Source organism: Sphingobacterium sp. GQ94, assembly GCF_059758715.1.
On the sequence record NZ_JCAXEC010000011.1, the window covers coordinates 20,820 to 33,972 of the forward strand.

The 13,153-nt window shown below is 40.4% G+C and carries 12 protein-coding genes; 7 read left to right on the top strand and 5 right to left on the bottom strand.

Annotation, left to right across the window (positions count from 1 at the left end; all coding sequences use genetic code 11):
• The first annotated feature begins 127 nt into the window (after positions 1 to 127).
• The 7 genes from AC6CHH_RS11060 to AC6CHH_RS11090 all read left to right on the top strand — a co-directional run bounded on the left by AC6CHH_RS11060 (position 128) and on the right by AC6CHH_RS11090 (position 6,611).
• Positions 128 to 289: a hypothetical protein gene (locus AC6CHH_RS11060; RefSeq protein ID WP_498282776.1), complete on the top strand. Its 162-nt coding sequence runs from the start codon at positions 128 to 130 to the stop codon at positions 287 to 289.
• Positions 290 to 321: 32 nt separating this feature from the next.
• On the top strand, positions 322 to 2,094 hold the full coding sequence (locus AC6CHH_RS11065) for a fimbrillin family protein (protein WP_498282778.1): 1,773 nt from the start codon (positions 322 to 324) through the stop codon (positions 2,092 to 2,094).
• Positions 2,095 to 2,194: 100 nt separating this feature from the next.
• Positions 2,195 to 2,638 (top strand): S24/S26 family peptidase, encoded by a 444-nt coding sequence (locus AC6CHH_RS11070; protein WP_498282780.1) that lies wholly within the window; start codon positions 2,195 to 2,197, stop codon positions 2,636 to 2,638.
• An 11-nt stretch (positions 2,639 to 2,649) separates the two neighbouring features.
• Positions 2,650 to 2,922: a PqqD family protein gene (locus tag AC6CHH_RS11075; RefSeq protein WP_498282782.1), complete on the top strand. Its 273-nt coding sequence runs from the start codon at positions 2,650 to 2,652 to the stop codon at positions 2,920 to 2,922.
• 8 nt (positions 2,923 to 2,930) lie between these two features.
• Entirely contained in the window at positions 2,931 to 4,022 is a 1,092-nt protein-coding gene (locus tag AC6CHH_RS11080) for a nucleotidyltransferase domain-containing protein (RefSeq protein WP_498282784.1), read from the top strand.
• Between the two features lie 4 nt (positions 4,023 to 4,026).
• Positions 4,027 to 5,688 carry an ABC transporter ATP-binding protein gene (locus AC6CHH_RS11085; protein ID WP_498282786.1) on the top strand — a complete coding sequence of 554 codons (1,662 nt, stop codon included), beginning with the start codon at positions 4,027 to 4,029 and terminating at the stop codon, positions 5,686 to 5,688.
• A complete protein-coding gene (locus tag AC6CHH_RS11090; protein WP_498282788.1) occupies positions 5,688 to 6,611 on the top strand; it encodes a hypothetical protein in 924 nt (307 codons plus the stop codon). Before AC6CHH_RS11085 ends, AC6CHH_RS11090 begins: the two co-directional genes overlap by 1 nt.
• 84 nt (positions 6,612 to 6,695) lie before the next feature.
• Here AC6CHH_RS11090 and AC6CHH_RS11095 read toward each other — a convergent pair whose 3' ends face one another.
• From AC6CHH_RS11095 to AC6CHH_RS11115, 5 genes are read right to left on the bottom strand one after another with little or no spacing between them, the layout of a single operon-like run.
• Entirely contained in the window at positions 6,696 to 7,571 is an 876-nt protein-coding gene (locus AC6CHH_RS11095) for a phosphodiester glycosidase family protein (protein WP_498282790.1), read from the bottom strand.
• 18 nt (positions 7,572 to 7,589) lie between these two features.
• Positions 7,590 to 8,720 carry a YdcF family protein gene (locus AC6CHH_RS11100; RefSeq protein WP_498282792.1) on the bottom strand — a complete coding sequence of 377 codons (1,131 nt, stop codon included), beginning with the start codon at positions 8,718 to 8,720 and terminating at the stop codon, positions 7,590 to 7,592.
• 27 nt (positions 8,721 to 8,747) lie between these two features.
• Positions 8,748 to 10,439: a BACON domain-containing protein gene (locus AC6CHH_RS11105; RefSeq protein WP_498282794.1), complete on the bottom strand. Its 1,692-nt coding sequence runs from the start codon at positions 10,437 to 10,439 to the stop codon at positions 8,748 to 8,750.
• Positions 10,439 to 11,377 (bottom strand): sugar phosphate isomerase/epimerase family protein, encoded by a 939-nt coding sequence (locus tag AC6CHH_RS11110; RefSeq protein WP_498282796.1) that lies wholly within the window; start codon positions 11,375 to 11,377, stop codon positions 10,439 to 10,441. Before AC6CHH_RS11110 ends, AC6CHH_RS11105 begins: the two co-directional genes overlap by 1 nt.
• 1 nt (position 11,378) lies before the next feature.
• Positions 11,379 to 13,145, bottom strand: coding sequence for a RagB/SusD family nutrient uptake outer membrane protein (locus AC6CHH_RS11115; RefSeq protein WP_498282798.1), 1,767 nt, complete (start codon positions 13,143 to 13,145; stop codon positions 11,379 to 11,381).
• Positions 13,146 to 13,153: the final 8 nt, after the last annotated feature.

Below are 13,153 nucleotides of genomic sequence, written 5' to 3' on the forward strand. Positions count from 1 at the left end.
ATTTATCTGGGCACAATTAATTATAGAAAATACAAAGCCATACAATATTCTAATTTAACCTTAGAATGTGCTGTGTATGTAATATAATTTTTACAAAAAGTATTTTTTTAACCAAAAAGTGTTCAATATGAAAAAAAATGAAACAAAAGTGTATGAGGCACCCCAAATGAAGGTGCTCTCAGTCGAACTGGAACAGGGCATTGCCGCTGCCTCAGTAGCGGCAGGCTCCAGTCCAGCATTGGATGACTGGACTGGTGGAGCTGGTGGTACATCAAATGGAGATTTCTAACCTGATTCTTAATTACCTTAACAAAAATTAAAATGAAATTAATTTCTAAGAATCTTGCAAACAGATTAGCAGGAGCTCTTCTTTTTGCTGTGGCTGGATCTCTTGTAGTAAGTTGTGCAAAAAACACAGATACTAACCAACCAGAACAGACCTACGAAACCCAAATCAGCGTTAAAGTCGCTGGAATTGACGAAAGTCCAATAGCTGATAATAACAAAAAAGCGTCAGCTGCTCAAACGGAACCGAAAATTACCTCTGCAGGTGATTTTGATGTCATGGTAGAAAAAGGCAATCAAATTCAAAGCAGATCAAATAATATTAAAATTAAAGGTTCTACAACCGCAAATGGCCAAGGCTTAAAAGCTGTCGCTGTTGAACCAGGTATCACATACATCTTAAATTTATACAAAGCATCGGATAATTCCTTTGTAAGTTCTACCGCATTAACGGCTGGTACTGCAGGAAATATCGCGGTTGTTAAAGGTGAGTCTTACAAATGGAATGCGGTGAGTTACAACAACACAGATGTTATCGCTCCACTTACTGCTGCAAGCTCAAAAATCGCTGTACCTTCAGCAAAAGATGTGCTTTATGCATCCGGAAATTTAGCAATTGCTGCTGATGCGACCTCAGTACCTTTGGCAATTACCTTCAAACACAAAGTTTCTAGAATTGCTATTGAATTAAATTCAATGGGTATATTCGGAAATATGACAGGAGCTACTGTTTCTGTAAGTGGTTTAAATGCAAAAACTGGAGATTTAGATCTTCTAACTGGAACCTGGTCTAACCTGGTATCTGCTCCTCAAGCAATTGACTGGAATTCATTTGAGAATATCGATCCAGCATTTAACGATGCAAAAATTGCCTATGTATATACAGCAGACGAAGCTACTGCAAACACAATTACTGTTTCAGTAACAAACCTAAACCTTACGCATGCTGACGGTGGATCTCGCGTATATGCTGGTGGTAATTTACCAGATTTCAGTGTGACACCTGTAAATGGTAGCACACATTTATTAAAAGCGAATATTATTGAATCCCCTATTGTAACAGGAACAGGCGCAACCGCTGTAAGATGGGCTCGCTCAAACCTGTACTATACCCCAGGACATAATCCTTACCGTTTTTACGAGAAAAACGTTCAAACTCTTGCTACTGAGGGTAAAGGTTATTTTGCTTTTGGAAGTGTAATTCCTAGAAAATTTGCGACTTCTGGTGGCATTCAGGACCCATGTACATTAGTATATCCTGCCGGAGTTTGGAGACAACCTACTCATGATGAGTTTGCACCACTTACTACTACTGACGGCCTATTAACAAACGTGTTAGGTAACATATTAGGTTTATTAGTTGCAGCACCAGCACCAAATGCAACTGGAGATCTTCCAGATGGTACATATATCGATTATGCAGGTGCAGTTACTGGCGGAACCGGAAACCCGGCTTTTGGTGCAGAAAGCAATACGCTTCGCTTCAACTACAACGGTCAGGTAACAAACATAAGTGCTGTAACAGATATTGGTGTTGATGGTCTGATTGTATTAAACTTAGGAACCAGCCATGGAAATGAAGCGGCAATTTGGACTAAAGATCAAGGAACTAATTTACTTGGACTAGTAGGCCTAGGTGCATGGGGCTATCATGGAGCAAACAAATCTACACTTGGTGTACCTCCATTGATCCCTGGAACACCTTTTATAGGAGCACAAGGAACAGCTGAGCTTTTGTCTGATGTAAATGTACTTGGTCTTAACCTTGTAAGCTCAACATTTAAAAATGTTCGTTGCGTTAGAAACTAAGTAAATCATATTTTTACATTTTATACTCAAAGCGGTCTGATTTTTTCGGACCGCTTTGTCTTTGAGAAAAAACAACAAAGAATCTTTATCAAGCAAGCGAATGACAAACACCTTAATCATTGATAATGAATCCTTTTTTACGGCTGCGAGGCAGGAGTTGCTAGCGGGAAATTCTGTGCGTTTTCAATTGAAAGGGAACAGCATGTCTCCATTTCTCAAAGATGGACAAAATATTCTCCTCACCCAGATACACCCGAACAAAACAAGAATGGGAGAAATTGTGCTTGCTAAATGGAAGAACAACTTTGTCCTTCACCGAATTATCTATCAAAATAAACAAGCTGTTTTTCTAGCAGGAGACCATAACCTGTTTCAAATAGAAAAAGTAGACAGAGCGAACCTGATCGCAAAAATTCAGGGTCGTTACGATCAAAATAAACTCCAAAAACTGGGATTGCTAAATCAATACGTCGGATTGTGTTGGTTTATTTTGCGACCTATTCGATGGATATTTACAGGAATTAAACGTAAATTGAGCGTATAAAAAAATAAATTATGAAATTAAGACAAGACTTAACACTAAGGAAGGTAGGAAAGGAATACTTCATCGTTGAGCCAGATCAAGGAATGGTTGACCTTTCAAAAGTCTTTACCTTAAATGAAACGGCCGCATTCTTATGGAATTCTCTTCAAGGCCTGGATTTCCAAACGCAAACTGCTGCAGACATTTTGGTAGAAGAATACCAAATCGACCCGTTGGTTGCCTATAGCGATTCACAAAATATATTGGAAATGTTTAAAACGCAAAAGTTAATTATCAATGAATAAATAAAGATATGATGCGTAATCCTTCCACATTAGCCTTTTTAGAAGCCCTGCAGAGCAGCCTTTGGAACCGAGAAATACACCGAGAACCTTTTGAGAAATTATCTCGGAGCGAGTGGATCGAAATCTTTAATTTATCCTTTCATCAAACCGTTGAAGGAATGGTTTGTCAGGCCATCCAAAAATTACCTGAAGACCTGCTTCCTTCCTCAGATATTATGCTTAAATGGTTAGTTCGATTGCAGCGAATCGAACAAAGAAACCAACAAATGGATAACGTGATTGCTGAGCAATTTAAGCTTTTCCTGCAGCACGATATTCAAGCTATTCTGCAAAAAGGACATGGGGTTTCCCTATACTATGAAGACCCCTTGGTGCGCGTTAGCGGGGATATCGATTGGTATTTCCCGAGCAAAGAAATTTACAAAAGAGCCAATACGTTAATGGAAAAACATGGTGATGATTTTAAAATCACTCCAGCTTATAGCTCTTGCTATCATTTTATGGATATTGAAATTGAGCATCATCAAAAATTAATTCAACTCCGAAATCCATTTATATTAAAAAAAATAGCACAACTCTATCAAAATCAAAAAGAAGAAAACATTCGGCACATCTTCCAGGATACTGCGGTTACTATTCCCTCGCCTATACTGAACATCGTTCAGGTGAATGCACATATTTTAAAACATCAAATTACTTACGGCATCGGTTTAAGGCAGCTCTGTGATGCAGCCAGACTTTACCATAGTTTATCAACCCAAATCGATGGTCATAAGCTCCGGCAAATTTATTCTGAATTAGGAATGTTAAGGTGGAGCTATGTCTTTCATCAGGTACTGGTGAATACACTCGGTTTGGACCCGGATAAACTACCATTCCCAAGCCCCAAAAACACCAAAAGCAACTGGATGGAGGATTATATTCTTCGTACAGGCAACTTCGGCTTTTATGATCCCGAACATCCTGATATTAACAATCCAGGGGGGCGGGTTGATCGGGCGAGCCGCTTATTTTATAACTTTAGAAAATTTGTAACCCTATCACCAGTGGAAACGATTTGTTTTCCGGCAGTTCATTTATTTAGTAAAGTTCATCATTAATAAATTGGAAGCTACACTAATCAATCAATTGAGGTTCTCTTGGAAATTTTCCAAGCCCTATCGAGGATCCTTATTGCTCTATACGCTAAGTGAATTGGCGGCCATCGCATTGGGATTGACGTTTATTTGGTATTCCAAAAAAGCGATTGATTTAGCTGTTTCCTCCCAATCTACCGATTTAACGAGCTCTCTATTTATAGCTGGGATTTGCTTATTTTCATCTTTTATTTTGGGCGTATTTGGTTACCGCTTAAACGAGCGTACCCGAATTTCAATGCTCATTGACCTTCAAAAAAAGATTCTACACCGGCAAATGACTGCAACTTGGGAATCTAGCAATGACTGGCATACGGGAGATCTATTGGTTCGTGCCAATACCGACAGTAATGAAACGGTACAGGTGCTAGGCAATGTTTTGATTTCCACTTGCATCACTTTGGTAAAGACCTTTGCTGCAACGGGACTATTGTGGTGGATGGATCCAAGCTTAGCGATTATCCTTTTGTGTATCTCACCATTGGTGGTATTCTCAAAAATATACCTAAGGAAACTCAAAAACCTCAATCAGCAGCTCAAAAAAAGTGAGAGCAGCCTGGGAGAAACGATGCAAGAAAACCTTCGTATGCGCATGTTTATCCAGGCCATTAACCTGGAGGATAAACGTTGGAATGAGGTAGAAAAAAAACAAAATCAAATTTACGACATGAAAATGTCCGTCTTAAATTTTATGACATTTTCTAAAGGATTAATGGGGTCGGTCATCCATATTGGCTATCTTGTTACCTTCATCTGGGGTGTTTTCAAATTGCAATCCGGAGAAATTTCTTTTGGCACCATGTCGGCTTTTTTACAGCTTGTTGCCAGAATTCAAGGTCCAGTATTAACGTTGTTCGGGTATATCCCAATCTTGGTTCGTTTCAGGACGGCCCTGGACCGCATCATGGAGTTATTTAGTCAGAAAAGCCAGGATAAACTTGCGGCCATTCCTCTGGATCATATCGAACAAATTAAACTTGAGAATATACAGTTCAGTTATAAAAACGAATCCCTGTTAAAGGACATCAATATTACGTTAAAGAAAGGTATTCCTACCGCCATCTTGGGTCCTAGCGGTCGCGGGAAATCAACCCTCTTACGCATTATTTTAAGCTTGCTTCAGCCAAACTCAGGAAAAGTTAGCCTAGTCCTTGCAGACAAAGAAATTGCGATGTCTCAAGCTTACCGGTGTAATTTTGCTTACGTTCCTCAAGGTGATAAATTGTTAAGCGGTACAATTCGAGAGAATCTCTCCAGCGTAGAAGGATTAGGCGAACAGGAGATTCACAACGCCCTTGAACTTGCCCAAGCAGAATTTGTGCATCAACTACCCAGCGGACTTGAAAACAGCATTGGTGAGAGTGGTCACGGACTCTCCGAGGGACAAGGCCAACGTCTTGGCATTGCACGGGCTTTATTACAAGATGCTCAGGTTTGGCTATTGGACGAAATAACCTCTGCATTAGACAGTCAAACGGCAAGCCAGGTCGTGAAAAATTTAATTGAAACCGGAAAAAATAAGATTATTTTATTTGTAACCCATGACCCCAAGGTAGCCGCTTTATGCGAACAGGTAATCGTTATTGAACAAGATAACCACGTCTTAACGACAAAAAAAGAGATAGATTAATGTTTGAAACCAACCAAATTTTGTACTATAAAATCGCAGATCATTTCCTGATGATTTCCTGCGCAGTTCAGATCAATGAACAGCTGGCATTGCCTAGTTTCATTCCATTTAAAAGCGATCCTCCCAAAGACAACCAAACCATCATCTTATCGGTACACCTTGATACACAAAAATTAACTATCGATGAATCAAAGACAAAATTACTGAGTAATATCTCCTTAATGTGGGAAGAGAGGTTCCGGTTTCAAGAAACAAGCACGCAGTACTTAACCAGCATTTTAGCACAGGATCAGGGAGATGATGATTGGATCATGGCCAGCTCTAAAGACTTCACCGAGGCCCGTATTCACCCTAAACAGGCTGAGATCCATACAACTCAAAAATTATGTTGGCTAATTATGGTGGCCTACGGACAAGCGTGTCTTAAACACAACACCTTAATGATTCATGCCTCGGTCATTCAAAATGGGCAAGAGGCCTTTGCTTTTCTGGGCAAGAGTGGCACAGGTAAAAGTACACACAGTAACTTGTGGATTCAACATATTCCCGGAAGCGAACTGCTCAATGACGATAATCCCGCTATCCGCATTCTTAGAAATGGGGAAGTTAAAATTTATGGGACTCCATGGAGCGGAAAAACAGTCTGTTTTAAACAACAACGTGCAGACCTTACGGCCATTATCCGTTTAGAGCAGCATCACCAAAACATATTAACGCGAAAAACGGGCATGGCAGCTTTAGTAAGTTTACTACCCAGTGGCTCCGCTATTCGTTGGAACAATGAGCTGTATTCGAACATGCTAAATTTGCTCGAACTGCTTGTCTCAACAATCCCTGTCGCCCATTTACAATGTTTGCCGAACAGGCAAGCCGCAGAACTCTGTTTTGAGCAATTGAGCCAAAAAGGAAAGGCAAAGGATTAAAATTCTTTAAGGACCACAGTTTATTAATACCTAAAAAAAGGCCAAATCTTATCGATTTGACCTTTTTGATTGTCCCTATTTCTTTTACTTAATTGTGAATACCGTGGCAACTCCACGTTCACCTTCATGATCGAATTTCTTGTTATCAGAAGGAAAATTCACCACACCTTGCGAATTGACCCAAGCCGTGGAAGACCCTCCACCATCGTAATTAACTGCAGAGACACAACCCAATGCTTTCATCAGGGAAGAAAGATGAGCAATACTCAATCCTTGAGATTGCGCAGAACGCCCGTCAACGACAACAACAATCATTTTTTGATCAGCAGTAATTCCAACGGCAGTCCTTGGATGTCTATTGGCATTAAAATCAACATTTAACTGCGTAAGTTCCTGCCCATCAATAATCATTAATGGACCGGCAGCTAAGGCCATTGGCTCTGAAACAGCATTCCAACCCGCTGATGGTTTTTGGATAATTTTTGGCTTTCCTGAAGCATCAATAACCACTGCCCCATTTTCTCTATAACTATTAAAACCGTTGACAGTTTGGTTAATAACCTGACCTGCTGTTTTAAAAAAGACAGTCGATCCACCGCTGGTGGTATTGAAATAACTTCCATTAAAGGCCACCAATGCTTTTTTAGCAGTACCCGCTTCACTGGTTTTTAAAAAACCCGATTTCACAAAAGGGATATCAATTGCAAAACCTTTTGTTAAATCAACCTCGAACAAGTTAACGTACTGTCTGGAGTCAAAAATCTGTGGAAATTGATAATGTTTCCAGATTAAACCCGGCGCAATTTCAGTCGTTTTCCAGGGAGCTTGATCAATTAATTGTTGTAAATCTTCCTCTTGTACTTGCGAATAATCATATGGAAGTTGTGTACCATCATCTGTTTTCGAACAGCTAACGAAAAGCAAAAGGGTCACAATATAATATAGAACTGTCTTTTTCATTTTTTTTGGTTTAAATTTTTAATCTATCCATTTTAATCGTAAAGGCTTAACCTGTAAAACTTTCTGAAGCTCATCATTCAGACTAAGGAATTCTTGATTTCTAAAAAGCGTAACAGTGCCCGATTTGTAATCCAAACTAGCTGCGCTTATATTTCCCTTTCCCCAGCTGAACGGCCAATTTTCAAAATACTGATCCGCAGACGTGATGGTTTGTAAATCGAAAACCTTCCCATTTTTAACGCCTATAAGAAGTGCATCAGCTGAAAATAAAAAGATCTTATTCTCTTTGATAAAGCCTGAGCTCATTTGATATTCCCAGTTTTCTGGTAAACCTTTCACCAAATCTTGAAGCTTTATTTTCTGCGTCATTTTTCTGGTCTTCTTTTCTACTTTGATAAGATTGCCCTGATTACTTACATACCAAAATTTGCCTGCATCAATAAAACTCAAATCCTGTGATTCTCCGGTTAAATCAGGAAAATACTGGGAACGACTGCCGCTATGAAACGTGCTGTTCTCCTCATTACTCACATACACCATTTCCTGGGTCAGATAAAATATAGAATCCCTTTCCCTCCAGAGGGCCTGAGGTGTTAACCAACTACCTTTACGAATGAGTTTTTCATTATCTGTCTCGGCATTAAAAATCGATGCATAATCTAACTTGTCCGTAGGTTTAGGATCTATAGTTCCTTCAATAAAGAATTTTGCAAATACACCATCGTATTTTTTCAATCTAGCGGCCACCGGTATAGCATGCCAATGATTAGACACCACAAAAACCGTATCGCCTGCCTGTATGATACGCTGACCTCGCTTGTCTTTAAGCTGTCGACTAAAAACATAATTCTGAAGCGTTGTTTTTGCATTTTCTTCTTTGTGAATAATTTGTGCAGGCACTCCATAAGCTAGTAAACCGTTAAACATTTTAGTAGCCTCACAAATGGCCGAACCATGTGCAGCGCAGCCGCCAGAAACAATGATTGCATCAAATTTTTGTATGGCATATAAACGCGCTGCAACATCAATACGTTCTTTAAGAACCACCGAGTCAGCCGAACCTAGGACCAACATCACCACCTTGGACTGCGCGGAGCTCTTGAGAATTACCAGCAAGATGAAAGCCAGAGTTAACACGAAATTTCTCATGGATTCTTCTGTTTTGTTTTTCAAAAATTAATTCACTCTTGCACCCATGATCTTCTGAGTTCTCTCCTTGGAATTCATATCCTGAAGAATCCTTTCTTCTAACACCGGGTTATAGGTTTCAGAGATCGCCTTCAATTCAGTAGCATTCAATCCTTGGCTCAACGCTGGATTATTTGCACCTGTGGGTACATACCCAGCTCCCAACATTGTTAAAGGATTAAAGGTTAAGCCCGCTAGAACGGAACCACTTTGCCCGTAAACGGCCGATGAAATTACAGAATTTTTAAAGATCGGTTGGATATCCTGATCCGTGTAAGCATCTACATCAGTTGAGCTACTTTCTTGAGTATTTCCAGAAATAATTGAATTAATGACTGTTAAATTATTCTTGTTATTACGTCGGTATACCCCTGCTCCAGGACCAGCGGTTTGATTTGCTGTAATTGTAGAACTGATAATATCAGCTTGTGAGTCATCATATAACATAACAGCTCCACCCCCATTTTTAGAGGTGCTGGTATTCTCACTCAATAAACAATTAACCAATATCGCTTTTGAGTTATCACGCATGTATAGCCCCGCTCCATAAGAAGTATTGCTGTTACCAACCACTTGGGAGTTGTATAACGTAATCCTCGCATCAGGATATCCGTGGACCCCACCTGCAGTTCCCTTGGCAAAATTGTCATTGAATTCACAATGGTAGGCCACAAAGTCTGAGGAATGAATCCATACTCCACCTCCATTATTTGATGTGTTTTGATTTTGATTTACTTTGGAATTCTCCATAACAAGGCTTGCTGATGAAAAAACATACAAACCAGCAGCAAAACCAGCTGTGCCCTTTTCATTGGAGGCCTTATTTTCTATAATCTCAACGTTCTTCATGTGCACCTGAGAGCCGCCAATGGTGACACCACCTCCTTGGCCCCTGCTGAAGTTCAGACCATTGATGTTGATGTTTGTGGTTCGATCAGTTGCGTGACCACCGGTGATTATTAAACCCTCCAAATATACCTGAACACCTGTTTCTTTTATCGCAGTAATACTCAAGGTGTGAAAGGCTTGCGCTCCCCCTCCAAGATTACCATCTAAAATAGTCTTATATGCCTGTGCATTAGGTTTTGCGCCAATCGTTGCATCCTTTGAGAACCCGCCAATGACCGATACATTTTTAGGAATTTCAAATGTTTTATCGGACGAAATCCCTGATTCTCCATTGCGAATCGTCTTGGTAGGCGTGTAAACTCCTTCCATTAAATACAGGGTGCTTCCGGTTGTTGCTTTTTCCATAGCGGTATTAAAATCCGTCGTGGATTCCCAAGAAGAACCGTCTCCACTGCCTGAAGGGCTCACAAAAAATACCGGTACTTTTCCTGACTCCTGACTTACCAAAACTTGCTTGGTTAATTCCTGGTTCACGCGAACAGTAATGACCCCGGTACGCTCATCGTCTGAGTTGGCCAGTACCGAGAAAAGTACTTGGCGCTTTCCTTTGGCAATTTCAGGCGTATCCAATACAATCCAATCGACGTCCGCCTGAAGGCTCATATCCAAATTAGAGAGCACATCAAACTGGTAACTTCCCACCTTACTGGATACTTCAATAATTTCAGTACTTGCTAAGAGTTTTTCCTGGAAAGCTTCATTTTCTTTTTTACAACTGCTTATCACAATAAGCAACAATAAAGCACAAAAGCTGCAATATATATATTTCATTATTTTTGTGTGTTAAGTGTTAAACTGGTTTGGTAATCATTCCAGAGAGTTTCATAACAATCTACGATTTCCTTTTCATCGTTAAATTTACATTCATGCATGAAAACTCCCTGGTATCCAATGTGCATCAAGGCGGAGAAAATCTTATTCCAATCGTTATGACCGCGAGGATCACAGGGCAAAAAATGATCCTCCGCTTTTCCCGTTCCGTTGGCAACATGCAGGGTTTTTACACGCGAACCAAATGCAAGCAGAAGTTCCTGTGGATTAGAAATATGGCACATATCGACCGCTATTCCTACCTCAGCTGGAAAAGTTTTAAAAATTTCCTTGCATTCCTGAACCGTCCGCATCAACGGTCTTTCCATATCTCCTTTTCGAAGTTCAGGTCCCAACATATTTTCCACCACCATCACTGAACCAGCCGACTTCACCAAAGGATTCAGGGCCTCAACTGATTTGGTTAATTGCGAAATCCTTTGTGCCCTTTCCCCAAGACCTAGATAATAAGACGGATGGAACAGGATGATCTTCGCTCTTAGCGGTTTTAAGACCTTAAGCACATTGGTATGTGCTTGGATCACGGAAAGTCTGTTCTTTTCATCGATTAAAGAAAGATCAAGTAACCGGCTGAAAGGCATATGAACAGACCACACCTGAACATCATGTCGCTTTAAAATGCGCGCTATTTCTTTGAATCTGATTTCCCATTGTGCATCCACCTGGGTACTTGTCAGCTCCTTATCCAGTAAGGCACCTATCCCAGAAAGCTCAATATGATCAAATCCTAAGGATTTTATGTATTTCACTTTCTCGTCCGTAATCTTGGCTATGCTCAAAGCATAGCCAATTTTTAATTTATGGTTTTTGTTCTGCGCAAAAAGTCCATTAAAGGTCCCCAAGAACAAAATTAAGCCGATGCATATAATTTTTCTCATCTTATTGCCAACCTGGGTTTTGAACTAGATTTTTATTCAATGTTAAATCCTCGGAAGGAATGGGCGCATAATAATCCCGGCCCTCCACAAAAACTCCACCTTGAGCGAATGGATCCAAGTTTCCAGAAGTCGCTTTCTGTTCCCCTGTGATGGGGTTGCGCAAAGTTCTTTGATTTATATTGATCATGGAGCTCACCGAGGAAGGTGCAGAAGAGGTATTACCGGTATGGACATACACATCAGCATTCCCGTCTCCTGTAAAATCATGACTTCCAGTCCCCGAAAAATAAACACCAACCATAGGTTTGGTTAATTTCTGTCCTTCTTTCCAACGCATCAGATCGTCCCATCGTTGTCCCTCATTGAATAATTCAATTCGGCGTTCACGGCGTATCTCAAGAATAACCCCTTTATTTGCTGCCTGAACATTGGGGTACATTTGCTCCAAATAGGGATCCGGCAGGCTATTCGCCTGAGACAAACTTAAAGCAGGCATGCCAACTCTATCTCTTAATTTATTGATGGACATATCCAGGTCACCCTGAGTTAGGGTCATCAGTTCAGCTTTAGCCTCGGCATACACCAATAGCGCCTCAGCATATCTAAACAATATAATATCAAAAACCGACCCTCCCGTTGCCCACTGGGCACGGTTAGGGAGCGCTTTAATCAAACGATAACCCGTGGTGGTAATATTTAAGGTAACGGGTTCGTTTTTACTCTCTCCGTTAACTCTAAAATCTGGACCTGCTGTGGTTTGGATTAACCGTGGATCGCGGTTTTGCATTTCCTGGAAATAAGACATCGTCTGGTAACCATTTTTATCTGTGAAGCGAGAACCATCGGTCATCAAATAACTATTTACCATGTCTTTCATTAAGCCATAGGCTCCCGAGGTCGGTGAGGTAAAGGTTGATGCTAAACTATGCACTTTAAGCCCAAATTCATAATCGACAGCTAAGATGGTCTCGATAGCATCTTGTTTATCCCGAGCAAACAAATTGCGGTAAGCAGCTTGATTTCCACCTTCGGTATACAAGGAATAAGCCCTACTGTTTATCAACTCGGATGAGGCTTTTACGGCTTCATTTAGGTATTTTTCATACCCATCAATTTTATGATATTTACGAAAGGTTCCCTCAAATAAAGCGACTCTTGACTTGAGTAATAACGCAGTGTATTTGGTAATCAGGTTAACCTCCTTCTGCGCAGGAATATGTTGAATCGCGTAATCCAAATCTGCGAGCACAGAATCCATAACCAACTCTCTTGAATCGCGAGCTTTGTATAGATCAGGGTCTTTTGCATCCAATACCTTCGAATACCAAGGCACATCGCCAAAGGTTTTCACTTTATCGTAATAGAAATACGCCCTAAAAAACCGAGCTATTCCACTGTATTTATCCTTTGCCTGTTGGTCTGGAACCTTATGGTAATTAGCAAGAAAGTAATTGATCTTACGTAAATCTCCCCATGCCCATCCTCCTGATCCACTAGCCACTGGAACAATTCGATTGCCCTTAACCTTATTGGCAGGATTCAAAGGCATTAAATTATCTGAGCTGGCATCTTCCGTATACACGGTAGTGGTTGCCAAAAAGGAATACATATCGTTGGTTGCTACCTCCAGATCTTTCGCCGTATTGAAAAAATAGGGAGCTTCTACCTGATCCTCCGCAGGACGCTCTAGAAAATCCTTATTGCATGAGCCAAAAAACAATACGCTCATCGCTGCAATTGTGTATAAATTATATTTAGAGTTTTTCATTTGTTCTG

Coding starts and splice junctions, on each gene's coding strand:
- AC6CHH_RS11065 (WP_498282778.1), top strand. CDS start 322: ATGAAATTAATTTCTAAGAATCTTGCAAACAGATTAGCAGGAGCTCTT.
- AC6CHH_RS11090 (WP_498282788.1), top strand. CDS start 5,688: ATGTTTGAAACCAACCAAATTTTGTACTATAAAATCGCAGATCATTTC.
- AC6CHH_RS11070 (WP_498282780.1), top strand. CDS start 2,195: ATGACAAACACCTTAATCATTGATAATGAATCCTTTTTTACGGCTGCG.
- AC6CHH_RS11060 (WP_498282776.1), top strand. CDS start 128: ATGAAAAAAAATGAAACAAAAGTGTATGAGGCACCCCAAATGAAGGTG.
- AC6CHH_RS11105 (WP_498282794.1), bottom strand. CDS start 10,439: ATGAAATATATATATTGCAGCTTTTGTGCTTTATTGTTGCTTATTGTG.
- AC6CHH_RS11095 (WP_498282790.1), bottom strand. CDS start 7,571: ATGAAAAAGACAGTTCTATATTATATTGTGACCCTTTTGCTTTTCGTT.
- AC6CHH_RS11075 (WP_498282782.1), top strand. CDS start 2,650: ATGAAATTAAGACAAGACTTAACACTAAGGAAGGTAGGAAAGGAATAC.
- AC6CHH_RS11110 (WP_498282796.1), bottom strand. CDS start 11,377: ATGAGAAAAATTATATGCATCGGCTTAATTTTGTTCTTGGGGACCTTT.
- AC6CHH_RS11080 (WP_498282784.1), top strand. CDS start 2,931: ATGATGCGTAATCCTTCCACATTAGCCTTTTTAGAAGCCCTGCAGAGC.
- AC6CHH_RS11100 (WP_498282792.1), bottom strand. CDS start 8,720: ATGAGAAATTTCGTGTTAACTCTGGCTTTCATCTTGCTGGTAATTCTC.
- AC6CHH_RS11115 (WP_498282798.1), bottom strand. CDS start 13,145: ATGAAAAACTCTAAATATAATTTATACACAATTGCAGCGATGAGCGTA.